Genomic DNA, 25,760 nt, shown 5'->3' with positions numbered 1-25,760 from the left:
ATCGCTTAGAGTTTAGACACGTTGGCCGCTTGAAGACCACGGTTGCCGCGAACGATTTCGAAGCTTACACGTTGTCCTTCTTCCAACGACTTATAACCGTCTCCCAGAATGGCGCTGTAATGAACGAATACATCGTCTCCACCCGGAACCTCGATAAATCCAAAGCCTTTTTCTGCGTTAAACCACTTAACAGTACCTTCTTGCATGCTGCTGTTCCTCCTACGCCACTCATATAGTGGCACCTTCAGGTATGCGTCCACAGAAGTCGCAACCATCCCAACGTTCTCAAATTCGACTGGGACAGTTACTACTATACGCACAAAAGTCCAACTGTATTCAGGAACAGCGCACTCATACGGCTCTTCCATTCCAAACAACAGGATTCTTAAGCGTTCACTTGCTGTGTTCGTCTTTCACATTATGGCACAGTCCGTGTCAAATGTCTAGGGTTTTTTTCAAACCCCCGTTCTTTTTTATTGATCTAAAAACCATCAGAGTGCCGCACGTAAAATGGCAGCTACATCTTCGCGTTCCAACTTTTTATAATGGCCAATTGGCCCGATGCGCACCGCATGTTCTGCCATGCGTTCGATTTCTTGCGCGCCAATCTGATAATCGGAAAGTGCACGAGGTGCTCCGAGTGAAGTGAAAAAGCGGCGTACTGCCAAAATGCCTTCTTGCGCAACTTCTCGTTGTGATTTGCCAGCCGAATCGATATGAAAAACACGCGTTGCTAATTGATAAAAACGATCAATTCCGGCATCCAGCACGTAGTTCATCCAGTTCGGAAAAAGAATCGCCAATCCACCACCATGTGGGATGTCATAGATTGCACTGACTTCATGTTCGATCGCATGGGTAGCCCAATCTCCTTGCACGCCCATCGAGATCATTCCATTTAACGCCATGGTACCACAATACATTATCGTTTCACGCGCAGCAAAATCATGTGGATGATCCAGCACCTTTTGTGCATTTTCGATGATTGTCTGCATCACCGACTCCATAAGCCGTTCTTGTAAAAACGTGTTTGGCGTATGTGAAAAATACGCTTCTAAAACGTGACTAAACATGTCGACGATTCCATACATCGTCTGCTCACGAGAAACTGTAAAAGTATTTTCTGCATCGCAAAATGAAAATTTTGGGAATGTAAGCGGAGAACTAGAACCAATCTTCTCTTTTGTCTCCCAATTTGTAATCACTCCGCCAGAATTCATTTCAGAACCCGTTGCCGCCAACGTCAAAATCGTTCCAAATGGAAGAGCCTCATTAGGCCGCTTTTGTGTCTGATAAAAATCCCAGACGTCGCCTTCGTATGGAACTCCTGCCGCAATCGCTTTTGTCGCGTCTAAGACAGAACCTCCTCCAACAGCCAACAATAGGTCTATCTCTTCTTGACGACACAATTCAATCGCCCGATGCACTGTCGTCAGACGTGGATTGGGTTCGACTCCAGAAAATTCAAAGACCGTAATATCTGCAGATTTAAGCAGATTTACTACCTTGTCATAAAGTCCAAACGTTTTAATGCTCCCTCCGCCATAGACAAGCAACACCTTGGAGCCATACTTTTTGACTTCGCTGACTAAATGCTGTTCAATTTGATTTTGCCCATAGTATAAAACCGTCGGATTCCAGAAAACAAATGGATTCACGTATGTATCCCTCCTGCATTACTTACTTTTCTTCGTCTGCCTTCATTACTTTAGCATGAATCGGGTAGAACCACCAAATTTAGTGCGGCATCATCTTCCTTATGAAAATACTCTGCATATCCGCTTACCCAATGACGCACGATACAATTGAAACGGTTAGCGTCAAACAGCAGGAGGAGTTCATCATGGGGGAACGTACGCAGTTTAATCCTGGGGAACGCGCGCCAAACGACGGAATGTATGTGGAAGTTAGTGAGGCTCGCCACGCCGGATCGGTAAAAGATACTGTTGTGATTCACTTGCAACGCGGAGAACGCTTTCCAGAAACAAAAAACAAAGACCGCAAATGGACTCATAAGAAAAATTGACTCACAAATTCCCACTAGATAAAGGCGGCGCTTCTACATAGAAACGGCGCCGCCACTTACAAGACTGTCAAAAGCAATCAGCGAATCGACCCTGTTTCAGCATAACGTTTTGCTAGAATGTCGATTTCCTTTTTTAATTCAGATACAAGGTCTTGTTCGGGAATCTTACGGACTACTTCTCCATAACGAAACAACAACCCTTCCCCTTTAGCCCCTGCAATCCCAATATCGGCTTCGCGCGCTTCACCTGGGCCATTTACTGCACATCCTAAGACAGAAACTTTAATCGGGGCTTTAATATTTTGTACATATGCCTCGATTTCATTTGCAATACGAATCAAATCAATGTCAATTCGACCGCATGTAGGACAGGAAACCAATGTAACCGCATTTGAAATGATTCCAAACGCCTTTAGCAATTCACGTGCAACTTTCACCTCTTCTACCGGATCAGCAGACAAAGATACACGCACTGTGTCACCAATGCCCATCGCAAGCAAAGCGCCTAGCCCTGCCGCGCTTTTAATCGTCCCACTAAAAAGCGTACCCGCTTCTGTAATGCCAAGATGCAAAGGATAATTGAACGATTCAGCCGCCAACTTATACGCTTCAATCGCGAGCGGAACATCTGAAGCTTTCATAGAAACGATAATATCGTGAAAATCCAGTTCTTCAAGAATCGAAATATGGTATAAGGCACTTTCAAGCATCCCTTGTGCAGTAGGATAACCATATTTCTCAAGAATATGACGTTCAATCGAGCCCGTGTTCACTCCAATGCGTATCGGGATCCCGCGCTCTTTACATGCTTTTACAACTGCTTCTACGCGATCCCTCTGCCCAATATTTCCAGGATTAATGCGTACTTTATCAATCCCATTTGCAATGGCAGAGAGTGCCAATCGATAATCAAAATGAATATCTGCAACTAAAGGAATATGGATCTGCGATTTAATTGCACGAATTGCTTCAGCAGCTTCTTGTGAATTTACTGTGACGCGGACGAGTTCACACCCTGCCTCTTCTAAACGCAAAATTTCCGCTACAGTAGCTTTTACATCAGCTGTTTTGGTTGTCGTCATGCTCTGTACGACAACTTTATCACTACCGCCAATCGTGAGGTCACCCACTCGCACTGGACGAGTATCTCTGCGCTTGTACATACACCAAGCCCCTTTACGTTGCAAATGCATTTCCTATCCTAAACGCTCATGGCGATCTGCCAAGAAACTCAAATCGAATCATGCATGCGCGCTCGCAAAGACGCGCTTTTCTTATTATAAGACACGAAGTTGCATCATACGAGCGTGAAGATACAAGTGACACAAACCACTCATATGTTTTCCTTATGATTAGAGATGCACGAGGACAAACTTCTCGGTATACTTAGCAAGAATGCTAATTTGGCAAAGGGAGAATGAAGACATGAAAAAAGCCACTTTAACAATGGAAAATGGCAACCTCTTAGAATTTGAATTGTTTCCCCAATACGCACCTGGAACCGTAGCGAATTTCGAGAAACTGGCAAATTCAGGATTTTATGATGGATTGACATTCCATCGCGTCATTCCTGGTTTTGTAAGCCAGGGCGGTTGCCCAGTAGGAAATGGTACAGGCGGACCAGGCTATACCATTAAATGTGAAACACAAGGAAATCCGTTAAAACATCAACGAGGTGCACTCTCCATGGCACATGCAGGACGCGACACAGGAGGATCACAGTTTTTTATTGTCCATGATCGCAAAAGCACAGCACACTTAGATGGAGTTCATACAGTTTTTGGTCAATTGCTCTCTGGAGACACGTACATCGATCAGATTCGCCAAGGTGATCGAATGAAATCGATCCGCGTCGAAGAGACTGAAGCATAATCTACAAAAGCAAATGCGGCCATCTCCAGGTGGCCGCTCTATAAATATTTGCGGAAAATTCCACTTACCGCATGCTTTCCGGTCCGCGCGCAATTGGACTTTCTTTGTAAGAACACCAGTCACTCCAACTACCACGGTATAATTTTGCCTCTATCCCGGCCACCTGCAAACCTAAAATATCGACACAGGCACTTACCCCCGAACCACAGTAAACGATAACTTCTTTTCCGTCATGTACCTTCGAAAATCGCTTCGCCAAAGCAGCTTGAGGATCAGGAGAAACAAACAAAGAAGCCGTCTCCTCCCAAGGATAGCATATCGCTGTTGGAATATGGCCTGCAACCGGATCAATCGGTTCCACGTCACCCAGATATCGAGGCAAAGCGCGCGCATCGATCAAATGGAAAGCATTCGGTTCTACAGTGATACGCTGCAAAAGATCTGAACGCGTGACGGTGATTTCGGGATGAGGACGATACACCTGTTCCACTTTTTGTAATACGAGATCGAATCGTTTCGCAGCCTCTTCCCCACTGCTTTTATTCGAATCATTGATTTGTGAAATGGGATAAGCAGCTTCCCACCAGGCATTGATTCCTCCCGCCAGAACGCGCACTTTTTCATGGCCAAAATAGCGGAGCAACCACCACAGATGGGGCGCCATATCTCCTTTTTCATCGTATGCAACAACGAGTGTTTGCGGTGTGATCCCCAAATGCGCCAACCAGCGAATAAAGGAATCCGCATCTGGAAGTGGGTGACGCCCTCCATGTTCTTGTACGGGTGAAGAGAGATCCCGCTCCAAATGAGCATACTGAGCATTTGGAATGTGACCAGATTGAAACGCTTCCCATCCGGCGTTCGGTTTCCCTAAGGTAAATCTGCAGTCAATGATTACGAGATGTTCATCATCAAGATGTTCTTTCAGCCACTGTGCAGTCACAAAGACTTCCTGCACGCGAATCACCCTCTCCAGTTCGCATTTTTAGTTTTTTCACACATAACCATAGAGATGCTTTACACGGTATCCACTGAACCATCGTTCAAGCTGCACTCTGCTTTTACTGGATATCAAAAGTATAGCATGCTTTGGAGGCTTATTACGTGGTATAACTAGAGAGGGAATCCGTTGACAGTTTGCGTCAAATTCTCACGCTTGCAGGAAAAAAGGAGGATGTACACTTGGAAGATCGCATCGAGCAACACTTTATAAAAGAGCGAATTCATCATCTTGAACAATTGAGCGCTTTGTTACGCATCCCTAGCATCAGCGCATTATCTACGCATAAATCAGATATGGTGCAAGCGGCCAACTGGATTGCCGAAAGTCTACGAGAAGCTGGACTTGAACACGTCAAAGTCATGCCAACCAAAGGAAATCCTGTCGTTTATGCTGACTTTCTACACGCCAAAGACAAACCGACTGTGTTGATCTACGGACACTATGATGTGCAGCCTGTTGACCCAGTAGAACTATGGGAGAATGACCCATTCGATCCAACAATTCGTGAAGGGAAGATTTATGCACGTGGCGCTTCAGACGACAAAGGGCAAGTTTTTATGCACATTAAAGCTCTCGAAGCCATTTTAAAAACAAAAAAGGAACTCTCCGTCAATGTGAAGTTTTGCATCGAAGGAGAGGAGGAAATTGGGAGTCCACACCTTCCTGAATTCGTTTCAGAATACAAAGATTTACTATCGGCAGACGTTTTACTCATCTCTGACACCACGATGCTCGGCCCCAATGCCCCCGCCATCTGCTATGGTTTACGCGGGCTATGTGCATTGCAAATTGACGTGCAGGCTGCAAAGTCTGATTTGCACTCTGGTCTGTACGGTGGAGCTGTTCCAAACGCTTTGCATGCACTTGTCGAATTGCTCGCTGGCTTACATACGAAAGATGGAAAAGTTGCTGTTGCAGGATTTTACGATGATGTGGAGCCGCTGACCACAGAGGAGCGCGAAGCGCTTGCTGCATTACCACACGACGATGAAACTTACCGCAAACAACTCGGCCTGTCTGCCCTTTTTGGTGAGCCTGGCTACTCCACAGTCGAACGTTTCATGGCTCGTCCAACCCTTGAAATTAACGGCGTTTACGGAGGATTTCAAGGGGAAGGGACAAAGACTGTGATTCCAGCGCAAGCCCACGCAAAAATTACCTGTCGACTTGTCAATCATCAAGATCCGCAACACATTTTAGATTTAATTGAAGAACATGTGCGGACACACACACCAGAAGGAGTCACGATACAAGTTACCCGCTTTGATACCGGTCGGCCGTTTGTCACACGCTTTGACGCCCCAGCGATTCAAAGCGCTGCAGTCGCCTATGAAGCTGGTTATGGAGTGAAACCCTACTACATGCGAATGGGCGGCTCCATTCCGATCGTCGAAGTGTTTGACCGCATTTTGCACGTGCCGATTGTTTTAATGGGATTTGGTTTACCAGATGAAAACTTTCATGCACCCAATGAACATTTTTCCCTCGAAAATTTTGATAAAGGTCTACGCACACTGACGTATTACTATGAACACCTCGAAACTGTTTAGTCGATGTGAATCGATTCCCTTTTTAAATCAAGGAGGAGGAGACGGCTACCCCCGTTCGGGACTTGTACCCTAAAGATTCCGCCCATGCCGGGCGTACACCTAAAGAGCCGTTTGCACAGTGATGTGTAAACGGCTCTTGCTCTTATTCGTTATTCATCTACTGAACATTAATAATCATAACAATCGATAAAACCATCAAATAAATGAGAGAGAAGCGGAACATATCTGTCGCCCAAGCAATATCATCTTTCGCCCAAAATCCCTTCACGCCTTTTGCCAGCCAAATCCCGCCAAATACGAGAGCTGTGAAAAAGTATACCAATCCCTCCGCGTGAATTGCTGTCAATAAAAGCGAAGCTGGGACTAATGCTGCTGTCCAGACTACAATTTGCCGCTTAGTCGGTGCAAAACCATACAATACAGGCAATAATGGAATTCCAGCAGATGCATAATCCTTCACGCGACGCATCGCGAGTGCTAGAAAATGCGGCGGTTGCCATAAAAACATAAAGATAAAAAGCAGCCAACCTGCCATGCCAAGCGATCCAGTAACCGCCGTCCATCCGATCAAAGGAGGCATCGCACCAGACACTCCGCCAATCACTGTACTGAGCGTTGTTGTGCGTTTAGTCAAGCCCGTATAAATGATTACGTAGAAAAACAATCCAATGAGTGCCATGATTGCAGACAATGTATTCGCTAACACGCCAAGCATAGAAACACCTAAAATTCCAAGTACAGTCCCAAGCAAAAGAACGCTCCATGCCGGAATTCGTGAATTTGGCAAGGGACGATCTTGTGTGCGTGCCATATATTGATCGATATCCCGGTCCATGTAATTATTAAAGGAACATCCTGACATGACGACAAGTCCACTTCCAACCAGTGTGACGATTGTCAATTCTAGAGTTGGACGACCATGCGCCGCCAACCACAACCCAGTAAAAGTTGTCATCATATTTGACATCGTAATTCCTGGTTTTACAACGTTCACATAGTCGCGCAACACCTCGCGAAAAGGTGCCCGCGTCAACGTCAGCTGCGAATTTGCCGACGGTTCGCCGATCAAACTAAGTGGTTGTTCCAACAACGTTCACCTCCCAACACGCCTCATTCATCGTGTATGATCAATCACTCGCTTCCTAAATGGATCACCACGATGTCATTGTACACCGTCTAGTTCATTCAGACTACTAAATAATGAATAGAAACCATATTGTATAGTGCAAATATACCATGAACACAGCATGCGGCGTCAAGCTGTAATCTGCGTTTTTACAGTTGTTCCTGCCGCCACAAATTCAACAAAGTGATTGCATCACCAAATCATGCCTTGTAGAATAAATGCGATGCATATTGCGTCATACAGGAGGCTTATCTGACATGTTTCGTTTACGAGGCCATCACCTGCTCTGTCTACTCGGTTATCGAGGGATGGGCTACTCACCAGCATATGTAGCAACTATGACAAACTTGCACCAAACGTTGCGCACTGCACCAGAGACAAAAATCCTCCTTGTACTTGGACCAGATGATCTGTGCAAAAATTTTCCTGATTCGCAAACCTATCACTGTGAGGACGCAAATATTCATGCACGTGATGCCGCTGTTCTCGAAAAATTGGGCCTTCAAATTGGACAAGTATTGCCATGGCAAGAAATTCAACACCGCATCGCACAAAACATAGTCCCCCACGACATTCCAACTTTATGCAGTACCTGTCCATGGCGCTCTTATGGTTATTGTGAACAAGGAGTAGAAGAAATAAAGGCAGGGAAGGGACTGCGGATTATAGACTAGAAAAGGATACCTCGCGGTTCGTGAGCAGTCGATTACTCACACCTATAAAAACAAGTCACCGCGCAATCCACTCCTTAAGCTGCTGTCGTTGCATAAAGCGTTGTAACGCTTGACGATAATAATCTGATGAAAGAGTTGGGCAAGGCATCGCACGATTGCTAAGCAACGCAGCATGTTGTTTTAACTTCTCTGTCACAGAAGCAACGGCCTGTTCAACTGGAAGCGATGCTTCCTTGTATAGATTACCAACTGTTCCCTTGCGCAGGGGGGGAATCAGATGGGCAAAAGCAGGATCCATTCTTCCAGCTTGGCGATAAAACGCATGTACGAGCGGTTCCCGCTTTTCAAATGCATCTGTGTCTACCACATTGACAAATGCGCTTACGATCGCCACATCTTGAATGCGGCGCTGCGCAATACCTGCAAATTTTAATCCCTCGATCGCCAGATCAAATCGGCCATTGCAATATGCCCCCTCCACTTGGCCAATCACCACTTCACCGAAATCGCGCAAACTTTGTTGCAACCAATGAGCGAATAACAAAAACGTATCATCCAATGACGGCGGCTGTGGCAGAATCAAAGATACATTCAAAACGCCCGGATCAAGTAGAACAGCGAGCCCCCCAAAGGGACGAACTGCAACAGCGATTCCATTTTCCGAAAACGCCTGTGCAGCCTCCTCCATAAAAGGCAATGCAGCATCGCGTGACCCTAGGAGTAAACTGTGACGGTGCCGCCAAAAATGCAAGACAGGGAGACAGAGCGTACGACTAAAAAGTGCGATGGCCTCTTGCTCCAACAATGGCAAAAGGGCGCTCGCCTGATAGATTGGCTGCGCCTCTGAAATCAATAACTCCTTTTTCAATGTTTCTCGCTCTGATAACAAATCGCGAACCCTCTTCCAGTGTCAAACTGATTCAAGAGTCATTGTATCATAAGCGTAAATCTCGTTCGAGGTATTCTTGACGTGTCACATCGGCAGCTATTACTCCTAAGTTAAGATCGCGAATTTCTTGGGAAAATGGATGTAACGCAGCCACAAAACCTTTCGGGCGATGCGTAAAATTAAGCACCCTAGAATGCCCCATCGCCTCTGCCCCTAATCGCACATCACCTAATACAGCTCCAATATAGCCACCCGCATTCACAGCCTGAACATCCGCAAAATGGGCCGGTAAAACCAGAACATCGTCTGATAAGTATTTCACTTCACGCAAGACAACATTAAAAATTTTCTCCGCCCACTCTTGGGCGCTCCCCTGAAGATCAGCAATCCCCACTTCACCGACAATCACTGTATCCCCAGACAACATAAACGTATTTTCTACGACAAGGAGTGTACTCCCCCCCACTTCACCCTCTGTATCGAGAATCATCACATGAATATCTAAGGAACCCACATGCATTGTTCCCCTTTTTAATAACTCGACAGGAAGGTCAGATTGTCTTACCTCTCCATGTGCAACCAGGTACTTCGCATGGGTGCGGGAAAGTAGCGACAAAGCTCCTGAAACATGATCCGTATGCACATGTGTATCAATTACATGTGTAATTTGGGAATGCTCGCGCTCTGCAATTGCTAAATATTGTTCGATGTGCCGTGACGGATCTACGACAATCGCCTGTTTAGCCGTAATGAGCACATAGGATAAGCACCCCGTAGCTAATCGATGCACCTGAATGAGCTTCATCTTTGGATGAACAAGTATCACAGATTCCACATAAAAATCATCCCATTCAAAAGGACCACCCTCTAGATAAGACACTTTATACCCTTTGTCCTGCAAAACTGCAGCAACTCGTTCGGCCGCGGGATCATACATGGACACTAAAACGATGTGGCTCCATTCGGGTAACAGCCGATCATTCACTTCATTTTCCTTAAAATCAAAATAAGGAACATTCACTGCTTGTAGTGACATCCCTTTTAACTGCCAATTTTGAAAGTCCGTTTTCGATCGAATATCAAGTACAGTAAATGATTCTCCGCGCGCCATTCGCTGCAGCATCGATTGAACTGTCACCGCTTCCAGATTCATTGCTTGGTCCCCCTGTCCAATTGCCACGTTGGCGCCACGCGCCCTCCATATTTTGCACAAGCAGACAGGAAGGTATACAAAAACAGCAACCTTGTCACGATGTCACGGACAACAGATTAGTGTAAAGCACTAAGCACCAAAAGTACCCACCCAAGTAAAAACGCCACCCCACCAAAGGGCGTAATTGCCCCGAATGACCTTTTCCCACTCAAAGTGAGTACGTACAAACTGCCTGAAAAAAGGAAAATGCCTAGAACAAACAAGCGTCCTGCAAAAATCCCGAGATTTGGATCTGCCACACGCGGAATGATGACACTCAGCGCGAGTAACGCAAGCGCATGGTACATTTGATACTGCACACCCGTCTGATATACGGCTAAACGCTCGTCAGATAAGCGCGAGCGCAACGCATGTGCCCCAAAAGCACCAAATGCCACAGCTAGAAAGGCGAACACTGCGCCTAATATAAGGAATGAACTTGACATGTCACATCGTCTCCTGGAAATAAAATCTAATTTGTGATCGATTAGTTGAATTGTATCATAACTGCGTTTCACTTTAATGAGTGAAGCGATATAATGAGCAAAGAGATAGGATAATCAGAACACTGTTCTATAATACGGAAAGGGGGCGGTGATTTGTTAAAATGGGTTCAAGGCGCTTATCAAGTACTTTTGCTCATTCTTTTTTCTGCACTCGGAGACCTCATCAAGCGAATTTTGCACACACCGATCCCTGGGAGCATTTTCGGATTACTACTCGTATTTACACTGCTTTTTTTAAAAGTGATTCGGCTGGAGTGGCTAGAAACAGGAGCTTCCTTTCTACTCGCTAACCTGTTATTACTCTTTGTGCCCTCTGCGGTAGGTATCATTCAATATCAACATTTAATGGAAGCCGAGGGGGTACGTATATTCCTCGTTATTGCCATTAGCACCGTGCTCGTCATGACCATCACTGGATGGACAACGGAACGGTTATCGCGCAAAAGAGAACAAAAGCAGGGGTTGCGTTTATGGTCATGATATCTGGCTTCATCCTAACGGTACTCGTTTATGCAGTCACAAAACGAATGTATCGAACCCTCCATTTTGTCCTATTCTCGCCGATTTTGACGAGCCTTCTTTTGCTTGTTTTCATTCTCGCAAGCTTTCACTTGTCTTATCGCACATACAATCAAAGTGCCAGTTGGCTTACTGATTTGCTAAAACCAGCAACCGTTGCATTTGCTATTCCACTTTATAAACACTTTCACATCCTGCGCAAACATGCTGCTGAGATTGTCTCTGGTATCGCCGCGGGCGTTGTTACAGCCATTTCCTCTTCCGTGCTATTAGCAACTTCCATGCACTTGCAAGCTTCGGTCGTCAATAGCCTCGCCCCCCGCTCCATCACAACGCCCATTGCAATGGACGTCGCGCGCGAAGTGGGGGGAGTTCCTGTTATGACCGCTGTTTTCGTTATCTTAACAGCACTTATTGGACTACTTGCAGCCCCTGTCGTCATACGCCTTTTGCACATTCGCTCCCCACTCGCGCAGGGAACACTTTACGGGACAGGCGCTCACGGAATTGGAACGTCACGCGCGTTTGAAATCGGGGGGCTAGAGGGGACAATCTCAAGTCTCTCGATGATCTTAGCGGCCTTATTCACGCTTGTACTCGCTCCCCTTGGCGTGCCTCTCCTGCATCAATGGCTTGAATTCCATATCAGAATGTAGCCTGTTTTCATCTAAGCGAGGCGGGGCGGCAACAGACCGATGCATTGGCAAAACAGTAGCGCCACCAGCCATCGTGCAAACCTGTTGCAGATCTCCCCAAGCCTCAGTCGCTAGGACATAGGAAATCTGCTTTGCTGTGGCATAGGAACTAGATAATGCTTCTGAAACGGTTAACACAGGTTGTAGGCAACAGTCATTCGAGGTGCCAAACGTAGTCCAGTAGATGAGATCTCGCGCCAAAAATAAGTCCCGCAACGCGCAGTATACAGGATTTTCATCTGTCGCACGCGTCATGTGAGCAGGTATCCATTCTGGATGATCCACTGCCACACAAAAATTTTCCCAGAATTTTCGCTCTAACGCTCCCAAACTCACGAACCGATGATCGCTCGTCTCATACAAGCGATAGCAAATCACATTGCCAGAAAGAACTTCTAATCCATTTTCATCCTCAGAGAATTGTGTAGTTAACGCATGTGTTGTCCACATTCCGAGCAATACATCCATCATACTTACATCAAGATAACAACCTTCTCCTGTTTGCTCCCGTCGGTAAAGTGCAGCCAAGATCGCCTCTACTGCTCCAAATGCCCCTAAATGATCAGCAAATTGAAAATGCGGAACGATCGGCCTCCCCTCACGATCTGTCAACTGCGACAACATCCCACTCATCGCCATGTAATTCAAATCATGTCCTGCGAGTTTCCGCAACGCTCCTGTCTGCCCATATCCTGTCAAGGAGCAATAGACGACACGCGAATTTAAGCGCTTCGCCTCGTCATAACTCATCCCAAGACGCTTCGCTACATCGGGACGGAAACTTTCTATGATCACATCAGCCCGTGCCATCAACTCCTGAGCTGTCAAACGGTCTTCTATACGTGTTAAATCAAGCATGACACTTTCTTTACTGCGGTTATTCGCCAAAAAAACGGCACCTGCAGGACGATCCTCAGCCCCCAAGGTGCGGGCAGGATCGCCGCCAGGAGGCTCCACTTTAATCACGCGTGCACCTAGATCGGCGAGGCGCAATGTCGCGTAAGGTCCAGGCAATAAGCGTGTAAAATCGACTACCAAGAGATCTTTAAGCCACATGATAGCGCCTCCTTTTCGCTTTTTATCCCATTACAAACGCTCAAGAATCGTCGCGTTTGCCATTCCGCCCCCCTCACAAATTGCAATCAGTCCATAACGTTTTTTTTCGCGCTGTAAAGCACTTACCAATGTAGCAGCGATCCTCGTCCCAGTCGCCCCCAGTGGATGGCCGAGCGCAATTGCCCCACCGCTTACGTTGACACGCTCTAGCGGTGCCCCCGTCTCCTTTTGCCACGCTAGAACAACGGACGCAAACGCCTCATTGACTTCAAACAAGTCGATGTCATCTACAGTAAGTGATGCGCGCTGCAAAACTTTCTGCGTAGCAGGAATGGGACCTGTCAACATGGTGATAGGATCTACACCCACCACTGCAAACGAGACAAAACGAGCGAGTGGTTTTAACCCGAGTTGTTTTGCCGTCTCTTTCGAGGCGATAAGTACAGCGCTCGCTCCATCTGAAATCTGACTTGCATTGCCCGCAGTGATTAATTCGAGATCCGGGAATGCAGGTTTTAAAGTTGCCATCTTTGCAACTGAGGTCTCGTGGCGAATTCCTTCATCTTGTGTAAATAAAACCGGCTGGCCTTCTTTCATAATCGGCACAGGAATGATTTCCTCATTGAACTTCCCTTCTTTTTGTGCTGCAAAAGCGAGCTGGTGACTGCGATATCCGAATTCATCTAATTCCAAGCGACTCAAGCCATATTGCCGAGCAATCAGCTCAGCCCCCACTGCTTGATTGAACCAACCGCTTTGCATGCTGTAGCGTTTGCTAAGGTCTCTAGTAAGCGGTGAGCGACTTTCTGAAAACGTCTGTAGCATGGGAACGCGCGTCATCGATTCTACACCCGCTGCTATGACAAGATCATAAGCGCCTGCCATCACTCCTTGAGCAGCAAAGTGAAGCGCTTGCAAGCTCGACCCACATTGGCGATCGAGCGTTACTGCAGGTACGGATTCAGGTAATCCTGCGGACAACCACGCATTACGACCAATGTTAATGGCTTGCTCATCAATCTGATCAACACACCCGACAATCACATCATCAATTCGCTCTGGTGCAAAAGAATGCCGCTCGAGAAGTGAGCGCAATACATGTGAAAGTAAGTCTACTGGATGCGTGTCCTTGAGTGCTCCATTTCGTTTACCAATCGGCGTGCGTGCAACATCGACAATCACAGCCTCAAACACAAAATCACCTCACTGGTTTTCATAAGTTTCTATCTATTATAACAGATAGAATAGCCTTCACATCACACATTCCTTTTTCTGGCCAACACCGTATCACGCATGTCCAGACGATTGAAGTGCATACTACAGACACAATCAAGGGAAAATCAGCGGGACCTGTAACGCAGATTTTCCCACTCACTCGGAGGGATTCAATGATGCACAAAAACCAATCCACGATGCACCCACATAATTCACTCGCAGAAGCAAAAAATGCGATAAAAAAAGTACAAAACGCGGTAGCTCAAGCAGACAGTCATCCCTCCCCGATCCTGATTGAACAAGCACAACACGCAATCAAAAAGGCAGAACGAGCTCTCACAGAAGTACAAGACGATGAAAATAGACTAGCTGTAAAAGATCGCGCAGATCAACTTGCCATAGCAAAAGCACAACTCTCAACTGTCATGACAACCTCAGAATCAGAGATTGCATCGGACAATCGAACTGTATAGGCAGCACGGACGAAACGCAAAAGCACATGATATACTCGGGGAAAGGAGGTTGTTTACATGTTTGAAAATCCGAGCCCAGAAGAGATGGCCGCAATTTTAAGGGCGGCCAAAACCATTGCTGTCGTAGGACTTTCTGATCAACCAGACCGTGAGAGTTACGCCGTCGCACAAGAAATGCAACATCGTGGATATCGCATCATTCCAGTGAACCCCAACATCAGTTCATCTTTAGGTGAAAAAGCATACAAAAACCTCAGTGAAATTCCGATCTCATATGACATCATCAACGTCTTTCGGCGTAGTGAAGCACTCCCTGCCGTCGTCACAGAAGCAATTGCAACCCCTTGTCCAGTCATTTGGGCGCAACAGGGCATCTATCATGAAGAGGCTGCTGATATGGCAAAAAAAGCAGGTAAAACCATCATCATGGATCGTTGCATCATGGTGATGCACAGTCTCTTTGTAAAGGGAAAGCCTAATCTATAGGAAAATGCGCGGCAGAGAATTGTGCACTTGCCTGACCCTGCCGCATTACGCACGCCTATATGATATACTTGTTTGCGTTTGAACTGAGTAGGAGAAAGAAGGCTGGAATGGATGTTGCGAACGCTTTTAAAATCAAAGATCCACCGTGCCACTGTGACACAGACCAATCTACACTACATGGGCAGTATCACGATCGATCAACGATTGATGGAAGAAGCTGACCTACTTGAAAATGAACTCGTACAGATTGTGAATGTAAATACAGGCGCACGATTTGACACCTATGTGATACAAGGTGCTAGAAATTCCGGACAAATTGGATTAAATGGCGCTGCAGCCCGCCTTGCAGAACCTGGCGATATCGTCATTATCATGTCTTATGGGCAATATAATGAACAAGAGTTAAAAATGCATCAGCCAATTGTTGTACAAGTAAATGAACAGAATGAGCCACTTTCCCATGTAGCCAATGAGGCCGCATATAATGCAGAATTAAGCTTCTAAACGTATAAGTAAAACTCCATGCACCATCCTCTTGTTAGCCCCATGCGCTTTGCGTCTGGGGCCTGTTCTATTTGTTCTTCCTTCTTTCATATCTTTTCGTATGTGGCTTTATCTCTCTTACACTACTAGCCTTCATCCGCATTATCAAAATTTGAAAGGAGCGGTTTGAATTGTCCATTCGCTGGTTGGCACTCGTTCCTGTGCTTGGCATCCTAATTGGTGTGAGTTTTGCCAATCACGTCACTCCCTATGTGCTCGGCATGCCTTTTTTATTTTTTTATATCGTTTTATGGGTCATTCTCTCCGCTCTTAGTATGGCTGTCATTTACAAATGGGACCCCCAGAACCAAAGCCGCGGAGGTGATCGCTGATGCAAGCTAGCGCCTTGCTGATTACTTTTGGCACCATGCTGCTCGCCCTCGCACTCGGGCTTGCGGCGCGGCGCAAACGCTCGTTAAATCTCGAACAGTGGACAGTCGGTGGGCGAGGTTTTGGCATTCTGTTTGTATTTCTCTTACTAGCCGGAGAGATTTATACGACTTTTACCTTTTTAGGAGGAAGCAGTTGGGCGTATGGAGTTGGCGGCCCCACCGTATATATCTTAGCGTACGGCGCGATTGCTTATATTCTTTCCTATTTCCTCCTGCCTCCGATCTGGCGTTATGGAAAACGACATCAGTTGATCTCACAGCCAGACTACTTTTGGCGCAGATTCAACAGCAAAGGGCTAAGCATTTTTGTGGCAATCGTCGGAGTGATTGCTATGATCCCTTACTTGCAACTACAAATTACAGGTCTTGGGCTCATCATGCAGACAACCTCTTATGGGGCAATCAACCAAGCGACAGCTATGATCATCGGTGTCATCGTCTTAGCCATTTATGTGACGATCAGCGGGGTTTACGGAACTGCTTGGACTGCAGTCATTAAAGATATTGCTGTACTTGCAATCGTGCTCATCGTCGGCATTGCGTTGCCACTGCACGTCGGAGGATTTCAAGCAATGTTTGAGAAAATCAACACGTTACACCCACACTTTTTAACCCTGCAAACGAACGGAATGGGTGTCCCCTGGTTTATTTCTACTGTACTATTGACTAGTCTTGGTTTCTATATGTGGCCACACAGTTTTGGCGCTGTGTACACTGCGAAAAATGAACGCGTCTTTCGCCGCAATGCGACCTTTCTTCCCTTGTATCAGTTGATCTTACTCTTCGTCTTTTTTGCTGGATTTGCTGCACTGCTCATCGTCCCTGGTTTAAAGAACACAAACCTTGCCCTTTTAGCTGCTGTACAAAAAGTCTTCCCTGCCTGGTTTGTTGGGGTGATCGGCGGTGCGGGTATCCTTACCGCACTTGTTCCAGGATCGCTCTTACTCATGGCAGCTTCCACACTCATCGCTGAAAATATTTACCGTCCACTGACAAAAGCAATGGACAGTCAAGTGCAGACGGTTGCGCGAATCATGGTGTGGGTACTTGGAGCCGTCACTTTATATTTTTCGCTTCACAGCAATGCGACAATTGTAGCTCTCTTACTCATGGGCTATAATTTTGTCACGCAGTTTTTCCCAAGTGTTGTCTTGTCGCTTTTCTGGCCACGCGTCGTAAACAAATATGGTGCATTTTCTGGAATTTTAGTCGGCGTCGCTCTTGTCATTGCATTCGCACAAAACAGCGTCCCTATCATCTGGCATCTAAACAGTGGATTTGTCGCCTTTCTCGCGAACTTTCTCACGGTCTTATTGATCTCTTCGCTATCTGGTGGCGGAACTGTCCTGCACGAAGAAACCGTGTAACGGTGTCACGCAACTTTCTATGTGTCGTATTGATTCCCCTCCTGCGTGATGCTATCATAAAAGTGTAAGAACTGCCAAGTGCCGCGGCGTCTTTTGACGCCGCCTTGATATGTGCTTGGAACATTGCGCCAAGGAGGTTGTACATATGCCACTCGTAGGACAAAAAGCGCCTGACTTTGACATGCCATCCACAAAAGACTTAGCCACGTTGTCGAGCCGCGTCAAGTTAGACGACTATCGCGGAAAATGGTTAGTCATGTTTTTCTATCCACTCGACTTCACTTTCGTTTGCCCGACAGAAATTACGGCGATGAGCGACCGCGCACAAGAATTCTTTGATCTAGACGCGGAAATTCTCGGTGTTAGCACAGACAGTGTGCACAGCCACAAAGCGTGGATTAACACGCCGCGCGATAAAAACGGGATCGGCGAGATTAAATTCCCACTTGCTGCGGATATGACAAAACAAGTAAGTCGCGACTACGACGTCTTGATTGAAAAAGACGGCGTTGCTCTACGCGGTTTATTCATCATTGATCCAGAAGGCATTTTGAAATATCAAGTTGTCCATGATCTCAACATCGGCCGAAGTGTAGATGAAACTTTACGCGTACTCGAAGCGCTGCAAACAGGCGGATTGTGCCCTGCGAACTGGAAGCCAGGCCAAAAGACATTGTAAGGTGGAATGACGGATGCCGATGCGAGTAGGAACCCCATTTCCAGGCTTGGATGGCGCAACTCAGTGGATCGGCGTCGATGCCGCACCCGAGCTTGCAGTTGGACAACCTATTCTTGTTCACTTTTGGGCCGTTTCTTGTCACATTTGCCATGAAACGATGCCACAAGTCACAGAATATCGCGACTTGTACGTGCCAAAAGGACTGCAACTCGTTTCAATTCATATGCCTCGCTACGAATCAGATACGGAAATTCAAAAAGTGTTTGAAGACATCGCGACCTATGGAATGACGCAACCGATCGGCGTTGACAATTTACATGCGATCGCTGAATTGTATCAGAATGAATATGTCCCTGCTTATTTTCTCTTCGATCGCGAAGGCAATTTGAAGTTTCGCGCGGCGGGCGACAAAGGCCTCCAAAACGTTGGAAAAAAGCTGCAGGAACTATTCGCATAATCGCGGCATAGCGCGTACACCCCCCGCCAAGAGCATCTTTTGGCGGGGGGTGTAATTGTTTCGTGACTTGCGACAAACTCTCTCCTATGCCAATATAAAATGTAATCACAATTACTAGGGAGGTTGCCTTTTGCATAAGTACTGGTTTTATATTGGTTGGTTTCCGATTCGATCATACAGTACCCTCTTTCTTCTCGCCTTCATTCTCGGGCTAGGATTTACCATCTATTTGATGAAAGTAGAGAAAAAAGAGCGCTATATCCCTGCGTGGCTCGACCTTGGCCCCCTTTTATTTTTTGGCGGCGTGATCGGTGCCCGCATCTGGCAAGTCTTTTTTTTCGACTGGTCCTTTTATTCAAAACATCCAGATCAAATCATTGCTGTGTGGCATGGCGGTCTCTCGATCCAAGGAGGAATTGTTGGTGCGATCATCACAGGCTGGATCTTCGCAAAAATAAAAAAAATTCCCTTTTGGGAGCTTGCTGATATGGCCGCACCAGGGCTCCTTCTTGGACAAAGTATTGGCAGAGATGCTGACTTTATGAACGGTAGCGCTTATGGATCACCCACTGGCAGTGATTTTGGTATCCTCTATCCAGTAGGAACACTAGCGCGCGAACAATATGGAAATCACCCCTTATGGCCTGCCATGCTATGGGAAGGACAAGCGGACATTCTATTATTTGCAATTCTCATGATCCTAAAATTAAAAAAGTGGCCAACCGGTTGGCTCTTTGTCTATTATATGATTAGCTATAATCTCGTGCGGTTTTTCCTCGAAATGCTGCGCGGGGATAGTCCACGGTTTCTCTTTCACTGGGACGCAGCTCAGTGGACCGCTATTCCTATGGTCGTTGCAGGCGTCCTCGCTGGCATTTGGCTCTGGTGGGACGAATATCGACGTAAAGCGGCCACTGCGAAAGACTCCATCACAGCGACAGATTAGACGATTTCATCCGTTGGATCTGGATGGTCTGCTTTATCTAGACTACGATTCCAAATGAGGATCACCGCATTTCCCACGAGAATCGCCATCGTCACATAAAACACATCGCGAATTGAGTAAGCTGCCGCAATGGAACTCCCAATCAACGGTCCAATCAAATTACCGAGAAAAAGTGCGGAGGAATTTAAGCCAAACGCGGTAGCTTGCATAGTTTGCGGCGCCATTTTCTTAACAAGAGCATTTAACGACGGAATCATCCCGCCGATAAAGAGACCAAGCAAAAAACGTCCAACTAATAAGATCGTGATATTCGTTGCAAGCGCCTGTGGTAAATAGGTAATTGCCGCCATAATCAGCGCGATGATTAAAACCCTGCGCTGGCCGATGCGATCACCAAGTCGTCCAAGTGTCGGAGCACCAATCAGATTCGCAATTCCTGAAGTCGCCACAACTAACCCTGCAATGACTGCCAAATGGCGCCCCAGGTAAATCGTCTTGGCATACAACGTAACGATAGGTTCGATGCTCATCATGCCCGCTTGCGTCACCACCGAGGCGATAAAAACAGGAAGCAGCGGCCACAATGCCTGCCACTCGCGTTTGCTATTTTGCTTTCCTTTCCCCGAATGAACTCGCGTCTCCTTGACAAATACCATAACGACGACACTCGCAAGAATGAGAAGCATACCTGTTAAATAAAAGACCCCTTGAAAGCCAAATTCATCTGCGAGAATTCCCCCAGCCACAGGCCCAATGAGCGATCCTGCGATCCCTCCAGTCTGCAAAGTACCAAGTGCGCGGCCCGCATATTCATTTGGAGTAACCGACGCCTGCAGAGACACAGCCATTGAAATAAATCCTGCAAAAATGCCATTGATAAAGCGCAACAGCAAGAGTTGCCAGGGAGCAACCACGAGCCCCATGAGCGCTGTTACAATCCCCATGCCAATCCCCGCGCGCAACAACATCACCTTTCTGCCATAACGATCGGCAAGGCTTCCCCAGATCGGCTGAAAGATAAAAGAAGTGACAAATTGCGCAGAAAAAATCCAACCCGACCACCGTTCCATGGCAGCGAGTTGGTGCACGCCCAATGTCTCGATATAAAGCGGGAGAAATGGAACCACAAGGCTCGTTCCCGCCATCACAATGAAGTTTGCCGCCCATAAAATCCATAAGGTCCGCTTCCAGTTCATGAGCTTCCTCTCCAATGAAAACCCCGTACCTAAAGAGGAGGTGCGGGGTTTGTGAACTGTTTTTCCCTTCGAATGATAACACACATGGGCAAAAGTTGTAAGTGAAGAGACATGCTCGTGATCGAGTAGGAGGGGGCGGCTAGCCCCCGACCTCTCACACCACCGTACATGCGGGTCCGCATACGGCGGTTCATGAAGTACTACGAAGCTGCAAGTACCTTTCCTGTAAACTCCTGAGACCCAGTTGTCCAAAGTACGTTTTGCTCATGGCGTTGTTTAGATTCTTCGCCATTTCCCAATATCCACGCCGTGAGTTTGCCATCATAAATGCTATCCAGTCGGGCTGTTTGAGCGCACGCAATTCGCGTATCCGCGTCCGTACCCTCTTCCACTGTTTCCAGATACACATACGAAGGCGTCGTCGTATCCACTCATCAAAGCGGTCGCAGTGTCCTTTCATCTCCGCAAGTCGGAAATACGCAACCCATCCCATCAGATAGGCATTGAGTTGTCGTATTCTCTCCTGCACGGATATGCTTCGTGTTCGATTCGTGATTTCTCTCACGCGGTCTTTGAACCGTTCAATGGTCTTGTCGGCAAGTCGTATCGGTGCACGTTTCCGTGACAGAAAACTATACCCTAGAAACTTTCGTTTCCATGGTCTATCCACCGCACTTTTGTCCACATTCACTTTGAGTCTCAGGCTGTTCTCCAAGTACTTCGTTAGGGACGCCTTCACTCGTTCTCCCGCTCGCCGACTCTTGACATAGATGTTGCAATCGTCCGCGTAACGGACAAATTTATGTCCGCGTCGGACCAGTTCCTTATCAAAGTCATCGAGCAGGATATTCGCAAGCAAAGGACTTAACGGTCCACCTTGGGGTGTTCCAAGTTCTGTCCTTGTTGCCACCCCATCCACCATGACACCCGCATTTAAGTATCCTCGAATCAGCTTTAACACGCGTTTGTCTTCTACCTTGCGTGCCACCCTTGACATCAAGATGTCGTGGTTCACGCGGTCAAAGAACTTCTCCAAGTCCATATCTACTGTCCATCGGTTTCCCGCTTGAATATAGCTCTGTGCTTGGAGGACGGCATCGTGGGCTTTGCGCCCGGGTCGAAACCCGTAGCTGTATTCGCTGAATGTCGGGTCAAAGATGGGTGTCAGTACTTGGAGTACTGCTTGTTGGATGAGTCGGTCCATTACGGTTGGGATACCCAGTCCCCGCTTCCCGCCTCCGGGTTTCGGGATTTCGACCCGTCTAACCGGTTGTGGTTTGTAGGTTCCCGCAAGCAACTGCTGGCGAATGCCAGCCCAGTGTTCGACGACGTACTTTCGTAAGGATTTTACGTCGACACCGTCTACTCCTGGCGCTCCCTTGTTTGACTCGACCCGGTCAAGCGCTTGTAGCATGTTTCCACGTTCAAGCACTCTCTCCAACAGCAAGGTCGTGCCTTCGCAGGTTGGGGTCTCTATTTGTGCCGACGACGAACTAAGCCCTCGTGTGTTAGTCCCTTGCGGCTTCACCGCTACTTCCTGACTAGAGGCTCCATGCGGAGTTTTCTGCTGTCGTTGCTCGTCATACGAACGCATACAGTCCAACCTCACTTCATGTTCAGCCCTTCCACAAGTGTGTACACACTTGTGTACTATGGCGTCTGCTGACTCCTGCCCGTTCAGCGTCGACTTACATCGACGGTTACTAGCTTTACTAGCGTTTCGGACAGGTCTCCCCGGATAAGAACGGACTCTTTCCCCTCATGCACCTGCCGCAGTCTACTGCCATAGCCCTTGGCGACTTTGGACTTCGTTGTGTATTGGCAACTCGTCCAACTATGACAGCCTCAAATGCGATTCGTGTACCTCAGGTCGAGGGTTTGCCTCCAGCTTCCTTCAGATTCCACCTCACGGTGCACACCCTTGCTCTTGGCTAACGGTAGGTTTGTCGCCAACCCCCGTTCGGGACTTACACCCTAAAGATTCCGCCCATGCCGGGCGTACAATGACAAGACTGCGAATTACTCATCTTAGATGAAATGGGATTCACACCGTTCCACCAAACGGGTGCACAACTGCTATTCCACGTGGTCTCACATTTTTACGAGAGTCGAAGCGTTATTGTGACGTCTAATCTGGAGTTCGGTCAATGGGGAACCATATTTGGGGACAACCGACTCACTGCCGCACTCGTCGACAGATTGGTGCACCATGCACACATCTTAGCCTTCACAGGTGAAAGTTACAGATTGAAACATGCACTATCTAGCATGAAGTCCTAATATTCTGTGTTGGTAGTGCCCTATGCAAAAATTCATTGCAAAACTATGCACTTTTCGCTTGCAAAACACAACCGCCTGCATATCCGCCTTGTTCAACTTTCTTACATCGGCCCCCGACTCAATTTCAGTGCAATTTCAAGACGCTGATATTGATCGAGCAGTTCAAGCATGCCGTTGACGAGAAAATCATTGGGGTCATCGTTGTATATGCTGTACGTTTGCTGTTCAATGGCGCGAACATCGACATGATAGCGTTTGAGTTCTCGTTGTATCAAGACCTTCGCCATATCGCTACGCCATAGACGTGAGGTGTTCAGGACGACAACACAATCGACGGCGACAGATACAAGGTCGGCAAGCTTTGATTGTAAACCTTCACGTTCAACGGCTAGGCCATCCTCGTCGACCTTCGCGCCGCTGATACGCGAGACTGTATCCGTCACGGACTTGTCCTTGCGTTGAAACTCGTATGTATCCGACTGCTTTGGTCATTCCTGATTCACCTCGTGGCTATACTAAGATGACCGAATGACTGAGTGAAAATAGAAAAGGGAGCCAGACCCCGATTTAACGAGGCCGACTCCCTTCGGTAACAGCACTTGAAATTCATGTTATTTCCACAAAGGATAATCTTTCTTTCGCAGTTGTGTGAGCTCTGCTCTACCCTTCTGGGAATGTACAGAACCTTGATAATCAGAACTCGAACTGATGCCAAAGCTCTTTTAATCGTTTACCATCAATAGTTCCAGCCTCGAAGAGCTCTTCCGATGATGCGAAGGCCTGAGTACACGAATCAGACTCCCTTGTTAAATAGTATCCCGCGCTGTTTCTGCTAATCCAAAAACCTTCTCCTTTGTAGTAAAACTTGAATTCTTCCCCCATCTTTACTCTCTCACTTACATCTTCAAAATCCATTTAAATCCTCCCTGAGTTACGGTATTCTATTAAAGCTCCCATCTTCGAACCATTCGAATATATGTTCATGTGGCCACTCTGGGTGCATTGAGGGATTTCCGTGATTAGTAAAGTCAACATCACGGATTGCCCTGCCATCAGGTCCAAACCACCTTCTCATTTTTATGCCGCCCGTTTGTTTATCCAAAATATCAACGGACGAATTGGGTTGTCCCTTAGCAGGATGTGGTACAGACGTCGTGCTTGTATGATTGCCAGAACGTGTAACATCATAAGTCCGTCCTTGATTTGAGGTCACCGTTTCAGTTTCCCCCGTACCCCCAACACTCGCCCCACCAACAACCTCTGCCTTGCTTGTCACATTCTCCGCTGTCGATGCTTCTCGCGTATTGAGCACCGTAACCTTGCTCTCTTGATTCATTTCACGCAAAGCGTCTAGCTCATTGGATTCTTTTGCAAATAAGTCCATGTGAACATATCGTTGGACGTCTCTTCCGAATCGATTCATCCCTCCGATCCCTGCGCTGGATCAAGCCCACGTGCTAAGGATGTCTCCTTTTGCCACGTCTGTGCACTCTCTTCTAGCACGTGTACCCCTGCACTCTCTGGCGTTACAAGGCTTAGGCTAAACGAGATACTCTCGTATAGATCCTTCCCCCCTCTCCCTCCTACCTTTTGTGCGATTTGTTCTAATACATTGTGAGTGCCCACTTGATTTTCATGTCCGTTCCATATACTCGCTACATCTTCGGCACTGGCCACGGTTTTCGCTGCTCCATCCGCGCTAATCGCTACGCCAATGCCTATTCCAACCCCCGTTTCCGCTGTTCCAAAGGCAAGTACGGCCCCCACGCCCGTTTGCATCCCATTCCCTACAAGCCTCATCACAGCTTCTGCCGTTTGTCGCGGGTGTGCAACTACATTGTGGATGCCCGTTGCAAATTCACGACCTTGATGTGCAAAAGATTCTGTAGCGTATCGTAGACGACGCTCCTCTTCTTGCTTGACAAGCGCACCCATTCTCATCGCCTGTTGGTATGCGTGTGCCGCGACGCTTCGCACGTGCACTGCGTCCATTTGCATCCCCTGTTTGATCTGCTCTCCCTCGTAAATCATCGCCTGTTCGAACCGTTGCACAACGCTCTCTCCAGTTTGCTGTACCGTATGCACGGCCGCAAACACGTGAGTCTCTTGCGCTTTGAACGCTTTTTCAATCACAACTGCTTCATGGATCACTGCGTGTTTCATCGCGTGTTCCACTCGTTCCACCGCATGGAATGCATGGTCTACGCCATGGTCCACAGACGCAAGGACATGAGTCAGGTCACGAGTCAGATTGGAGAGGAAAGCAAAAGGCGCACGATGCACGCTCTCCGAACCATGCGCAGGGGAGAAATGCGCACGAGGACGGGAATACACCGGGCGCGAGGAATCCAACGTAGTGGTACGAACCATGCGCAAGCGCGAGAATTTATGCGCATCTGCCAAGGCGCGACTCGCTGCGCTGATTTCTACGCGGTCCCCCCTCTCATGAGAAGCAACGACCCCGCGTTCAGGCTCAACTTGACGGATTCCCCGATCTGGACGCGCACGTTCCACCGGATGAAATTCCCGAGCAAACGGGTGTGAATCAAAATGCCTCATCCTTCCCTGTGAACTCATGGCCAAAAACCTTGAATAGAACACCACGTGCCCCCCTTTTT

General features: G+C 47.4%; 29 protein-coding genes and 2 pseudogenes. 15 read left to right on the top strand and 16 right to left on the bottom strand.

Annotated features, from left to right (window positions below):
* Positions 1–5: 5 nt before the first annotated feature.
* Both cspD and BM613_RS03580 read right to left on the bottom strand, forming a co-directional pair.
* Positions 6–206 carry a cold-shock protein CspD gene (cspD, locus tag BM613_RS03585; protein ID WP_109429811.1) on the bottom strand — a complete coding sequence of 67 codons (201 nt, stop codon included), beginning with the start codon at positions 204–206 and terminating at the stop codon, positions 6–8.
* Between the two features lie 285 nt (positions 207–491).
* Positions 492–1,658 carry an iron-containing alcohol dehydrogenase gene (locus BM613_RS03580; RefSeq protein ID WP_109429810.1) on the bottom strand — a complete coding sequence of 389 codons (1,167 nt, stop codon included), beginning with the start codon at positions 1,656–1,658 and terminating at the stop codon, positions 492–494.
* 185 nt (positions 1,659–1,843) lie between these two features.
* On the opposite strand from BM613_RS03580, the gene BM613_RS03575 reads away from it, so the two are divergent.
* On the top strand, positions 1,844–2,026 hold the full coding sequence (locus BM613_RS03575) for a YjzC family protein (RefSeq protein ID WP_109429809.1): 183 nt from the start codon (positions 1,844–1,846) through the stop codon (positions 2,024–2,026).
* Between the two features lie 77 nt (positions 2,027–2,103).
* Here the strand turns inward: BM613_RS03575 and ispG are convergent, their stop codons facing one another.
* Positions 2,104–3,189, bottom strand: coding sequence for a flavodoxin-dependent (E)-4-hydroxy-3-methylbut-2-enyl-diphosphate synthase (gene ispG / locus BM613_RS03570; protein ID WP_109429808.1), 1,086 nt, complete (start codon positions 3,187–3,189; stop codon positions 2,104–2,106).
* Between the two features lie 262 nt (positions 3,190–3,451).
* On the opposite strand from ispG, the gene BM613_RS03565 reads away from it, so the two are divergent.
* Positions 3,452–3,898 carry a peptidylprolyl isomerase gene (locus BM613_RS03565; RefSeq protein WP_109429807.1) on the top strand — a complete coding sequence of 149 codons (447 nt, stop codon included), beginning with the start codon at positions 3,452–3,454 and terminating at the stop codon, positions 3,896–3,898.
* 64 nt (positions 3,899–3,962) lie between these two features.
* Here BM613_RS03565 and BM613_RS03560 read toward each other — a convergent pair whose 3' ends face one another.
* Complete coding sequence (locus BM613_RS03560) at positions 3,963–4,856, bottom strand: sulfurtransferase (protein WP_109429806.1); 894 nt, start codon at positions 4,854–4,856, stop codon at positions 3,963–3,965.
* A 224-nt stretch (positions 4,857–5,080) separates the two neighbouring features.
* Between BM613_RS03560 and BM613_RS03555 the strand changes: the two genes are divergently transcribed.
* On the top strand, positions 5,081–6,451 hold the full coding sequence (locus BM613_RS03555; protein WP_109429805.1) for a dipeptidase: 1,371 nt from the start codon (positions 5,081–5,083) through the stop codon (positions 6,449–6,451).
* A gap of 157 nt (positions 6,452–6,608) precedes the next feature.
* Here BM613_RS03555 and cyoE read toward each other — a convergent pair whose 3' ends face one another.
* Complete coding sequence (gene cyoE, locus BM613_RS03550) at positions 6,609–7,541, bottom strand: heme o synthase (protein WP_245926225.1); 933 nt, start codon at positions 7,539–7,541, stop codon at positions 6,609–6,611.
* A gap of 293 nt (positions 7,542–7,834) precedes the next feature.
* Here cyoE and BM613_RS03545 point away from each other — a divergent pair, with 293 nt between their 5' ends.
* Complete coding sequence (locus BM613_RS03545) at positions 7,835–8,251, top strand: DUF1284 domain-containing protein (RefSeq protein ID WP_109429804.1); 417 nt, start codon at positions 7,835–7,837, stop codon at positions 8,249–8,251.
* A gap of 55 nt (positions 8,252–8,306) precedes the next feature.
* Here BM613_RS03545 and BM613_RS03540 read toward each other — a convergent pair whose 3' ends face one another.
* From BM613_RS03540 to BM613_RS03530, 3 genes are all read right to left on the bottom strand, one after another.
* Entirely contained in the window at positions 8,307–9,119 is an 813-nt protein-coding gene (locus BM613_RS03540; protein WP_181362868.1) for a lipoate--protein ligase family protein, read from the bottom strand.
* Positions 9,120–9,186: 67 nt separating this feature from the next.
* Entirely contained in the window at positions 9,187–10,293 is a 1,107-nt protein-coding gene (locus tag BM613_RS03535) for an MBL fold metallo-hydrolase (RefSeq protein WP_109429802.1), read from the bottom strand.
* A 116-nt stretch (positions 10,294–10,409) separates the two neighbouring features.
* A complete protein-coding gene (locus BM613_RS03530; RefSeq protein ID WP_109429801.1) occupies positions 10,410–10,778 on the bottom strand; it encodes a DUF423 domain-containing protein in 369 nt (122 codons plus the stop codon).
* Positions 10,779–10,931: 153 nt separating this feature from the next.
* On the opposite strand from BM613_RS03530, the gene BM613_RS03525 reads away from it, so the two are divergent.
* Entirely contained in the window at positions 10,932–11,318 is a 387-nt protein-coding gene (locus BM613_RS03525) for a CidA/LrgA family protein (protein ID WP_181362867.1), read from the top strand.
* Positions 11,309–12,013: an LrgB family protein gene (locus BM613_RS03520; RefSeq protein ID WP_109429799.1), complete on the top strand. Its 705-nt coding sequence runs from the start codon at positions 11,309–11,311 to the stop codon at positions 12,011–12,013. The genes BM613_RS03525 and BM613_RS03520 overlap by 10 nt, the downstream gene beginning before the upstream one ends.
* Here the strand turns inward: BM613_RS03520 and BM613_RS03515 are convergent.
* Both BM613_RS03515 and BM613_RS03510 read right to left on the bottom strand, forming a co-directional pair.
* Positions 11,939–13,108 carry a CaiB/BaiF CoA transferase family protein gene (locus BM613_RS03515; protein WP_109429798.1) on the bottom strand — a complete coding sequence of 390 codons (1,170 nt, stop codon included), beginning with the start codon at positions 13,106–13,108 and terminating at the stop codon, positions 11,939–11,941. The two genes, BM613_RS03520 and BM613_RS03515, sit on opposite strands and share 75 nt — an antisense overlap.
* A gap of 30 nt (positions 13,109–13,138) precedes the next feature.
* On the bottom strand, positions 13,139–14,302 hold the full coding sequence (locus tag BM613_RS03510) for a thiolase family protein (protein ID WP_109429797.1): 1,164 nt from the start codon (positions 14,300–14,302) through the stop codon (positions 13,139–13,141).
* 194 nt (positions 14,303–14,496) lie between these two features.
* On the opposite strand from BM613_RS03510, the gene BM613_RS03505 reads away from it, so the two are divergent.
* From BM613_RS03505 to lgt, 8 genes are all read left to right on the top strand, one after another.
* On the top strand, positions 14,497–14,796 hold the full coding sequence (locus tag BM613_RS03505) for a hypothetical protein (RefSeq protein ID WP_109429796.1): 300 nt from the start codon (positions 14,497–14,499) through the stop codon (positions 14,794–14,796).
* Positions 14,797–14,853: 57 nt separating this feature from the next.
* A complete protein-coding gene (locus tag BM613_RS03500) occupies positions 14,854–15,282 on the top strand; it encodes a CoA-binding protein (RefSeq protein ID WP_109429795.1) in 429 nt (142 codons plus the stop codon).
* A 111-nt stretch (positions 15,283–15,393) separates the two neighbouring features.
* The gene (gene panD / locus BM613_RS03495; RefSeq protein ID WP_109429794.1) at positions 15,394–15,786 is read left to right on the top strand and encodes an aspartate 1-decarboxylase; all 393 of its coding nucleotides are present in this window, start codon (positions 15,394–15,396) and stop codon (positions 15,784–15,786) included.
* 170 nt (positions 15,787–15,956) lie between these two features.
* Positions 15,957–16,157: a DUF3311 domain-containing protein gene (locus BM613_RS03490; RefSeq protein ID WP_109429793.1), complete on the top strand. Its 201-nt coding sequence runs from the start codon at positions 15,957–15,959 to the stop codon at positions 16,155–16,157.
* A complete protein-coding gene (locus BM613_RS03485) occupies positions 16,157–17,584 on the top strand; it encodes a sodium:solute symporter family protein (RefSeq protein ID WP_109429792.1) in 1,428 nt (475 codons plus the stop codon). The genes BM613_RS03490 and BM613_RS03485 overlap by 1 nt, the downstream gene beginning before the upstream one ends.
* Before the next feature lie 145 nt (positions 17,585–17,729).
* Positions 17,730–18,263 (top strand): peroxiredoxin, encoded by a 534-nt coding sequence (locus BM613_RS03480; protein ID WP_109429791.1) that lies wholly within the window; start codon positions 17,730–17,732, stop codon positions 18,261–18,263.
* Between the two features lie 13 nt (positions 18,264–18,276).
* Entirely contained in the window at positions 18,277–18,720 is a 444-nt protein-coding gene (locus tag BM613_RS03475; RefSeq protein ID WP_109429790.1) for a TlpA disulfide reductase family protein, read from the top strand.
* 130 nt (positions 18,721–18,850) lie between these two features.
* Positions 18,851–19,666, top strand: coding sequence for a prolipoprotein diacylglyceryl transferase (gene lgt / locus BM613_RS03470; RefSeq protein WP_109429789.1), 816 nt, complete (start codon positions 18,851–18,853; stop codon positions 19,664–19,666).
* Here the strand turns inward: lgt and BM613_RS03465 are convergent.
* Positions 19,663–20,862 carry an MFS transporter gene (locus BM613_RS03465; protein WP_109429788.1) on the bottom strand — a complete coding sequence of 400 codons (1,200 nt, stop codon included), beginning with the start codon at positions 20,860–20,862 and terminating at the stop codon, positions 19,663–19,665. The genes lgt and BM613_RS03465 overlap by 4 nt on opposite strands.
* Before the next feature lie 190 nt (positions 20,863–21,052).
* Positions 21,053–22,456 carry a group II intron reverse transcriptase/maturase gene (gene ltrA, locus BM613_RS03460; RefSeq protein WP_109429787.1) on the bottom strand — a complete coding sequence of 468 codons (1,404 nt, stop codon included), beginning with the start codon at positions 22,454–22,456 and terminating at the stop codon, positions 21,053–21,055.
* A gap of 413 nt (positions 22,457–22,869) precedes the next feature.
* On the opposite strand from ltrA, the pseudogene BM613_RS03455 reads away from it, so the two are divergent.
* Positions 22,870–23,142: pseudogene (locus BM613_RS03455) on the top strand (ATP-binding protein); the annotation flags it as partial.
* A 61-nt stretch (positions 23,143–23,203) separates the two neighbouring features.
* Here the strand turns inward: BM613_RS03455 and BM613_RS03450 are convergent.
* From BM613_RS03450 to BM613_RS03435, 4 genes and pseudogenes are all read right to left on the bottom strand, one after another.
* A pseudogene (locus BM613_RS03450) lies at positions 23,204–23,634 on the bottom strand (recombinase family protein); the annotation flags it as partial.
* Between the two features lie 201 nt (positions 23,635–23,835).
* Entirely contained in the window at positions 23,836–24,057 is a 222-nt protein-coding gene (locus tag BM613_RS03445; protein ID WP_109429786.1) for a hypothetical protein, read from the bottom strand.
* 16 nt (positions 24,058–24,073) lie between these two features.
* A complete protein-coding gene (locus BM613_RS14965; protein WP_181362866.1) occupies positions 24,074–24,526 on the bottom strand; it encodes a hypothetical protein in 453 nt (150 codons plus the stop codon).
* 35 nt (positions 24,527–24,561) lie between these two features.
* Positions 24,562–25,701 (bottom strand): hypothetical protein, encoded by a 1,140-nt coding sequence (locus BM613_RS03435; protein WP_181362865.1) that lies wholly within the window; start codon positions 25,699–25,701, stop codon positions 24,562–24,564.
* Positions 25,702–25,760 lie beyond the last annotated feature (59 nt).

Source organism: Sulfoacidibacillus thermotolerans (assembly GCF_003144315.1).
Lineage (GTDB): Bacteria > Bacillota > Bacilli > Alicyclobacillales > SLC66 > Sulfoacidibacillus > Sulfoacidibacillus thermotolerans.
This window is presented reverse-complemented; position numbering and strand designations above follow the sequence as displayed.